Origin of the sequence: Brevundimonas vesicularis (assembly GCF_014204545.1) — a bacterium.
Lineage (GTDB): Bacteria > Pseudomonadota > Alphaproteobacteria > Caulobacterales > Caulobacteraceae > Brevundimonas > Brevundimonas vesicularis_B.
On the sequence record NZ_JACHLJ010000014.1, the window covers coordinates 1 to 1,368 of the forward strand.

General features: G+C 62.4%; 1 protein-coding gene. It reads left to right on the forward strand.

Annotated elements, in window-relative coordinates:
- The coding region (locus tag HNP47_RS16140; protein WP_184280372.1) for a recombinase family protein at positions 1-1,368 on the forward strand (1,368 nt) is incomplete at both ends.

A 1,368-nucleotide genomic window follows, 5' to 3' on the forward strand; every position in this document is an offset into this window, starting at 1 on the left:
AGAGGATCGTGCTGTCGCCCTGCCGCACGTCCTGATCTGCGAGAGTCTCGACCGACTGAACCGTCAGGCCCCCCTTGATGCGCTGGCCCCCTTCATCGGCCTCATCAATGCGGGCATCACGCTTGTCACCCTGACTGATCGACAGCGATTCACCCGACAAAGCATGGCCGATGACGGTGGGCTACGGTTGTTGGGTAGCCTGATCGTGATGCTACGCGCACACGAGGAATCAGCGACCAAGAGCAAGCGCGTGCGCGCCGCTTGGGAACGGAAGCGTCGTGAAGCCGACGTGCGGAAGCTGACCAAGACCTGCCCGGCATGGCTTCGCCTGTCCCCAGATCGGTCAAGATTCGAGATCATCGAAGAGCGCGCTGATGTCGTTCGGATGATCTTCTTGGAGACGACCGCTGGCATCGGGAAAGGCTCCATCGCCGCCAGATTGAACGCCGCTGGCGTGCCAGCATTTCGAGGCAAGCACGGCTGGCACGCGAGCTACATCCAGAAGCTCTTGTCCAGCGATGCGGCTGTGGGGACGTATCAGCCTCACACGATGGAGGACGGTCGTCGCGTGCCGATAGGACCGCCCGTGCTAAACTACTTCCCACCCATCGTGGATCACTCGCTCATGATGAAGGCGCGGGCCGCTATCATCACTCGCAGGACGGGAACGGCAGGTCGAAAGGGTTCAGCCTTCAGGAACATTCTCACCGGCATCGCGCGGTGCGCGGCGTGCGGTGGCAGCATGACATACGTCGCGAAGGGTGATGCCGAACGCTATCTGGCATGCTCGACAGCCCGACGACGACGAGCGTGCGATTGCCGGGCATTGTTCAACTTCAACGAAGCCGAGCGTCATTTTCTGGACGCTGCGCTCACCTTCGATCCCACCGAGCGGAACACGCCCGGCGCGTCCCGCACGAGGGAAGGTCTTCGTCGCGCCAGCCGTGATGTCGCCCGTCTATCTGGTCGTCTGATGAAGCTGCTCGACTCGTTTGGTGGCGATGCGACTGACGAGATTGTGGTCGTTGTCGAGACGGCGCGCGACCAACTGCGATTGGCTCGGATCGCGGAGGCAGGGTTGCGTGATCAACTGGTCGTCGAGGAATACGGCGCCAATCTACCAGACCTCCGAGCAGCGATCTCGGAACTCCGAGCAGCGGACAAATCCACCCCCGCGTCTTCGATGTTCGTCGTGCGCGCTCGGATTGCTCACGCGGCCAAAGCCGCTGGCTTCACCGCTACATTCCACGAGCACGAGCGACGTGTCGAACTGCGATGCGCCGGGTATGACGGAGCGGTCTCGTTTAGCTGCGTGCCCCAGAAAGCCGATCCTGCGCGTGGCCCTCTTGGCCAGTTCGCCAAGCGGGC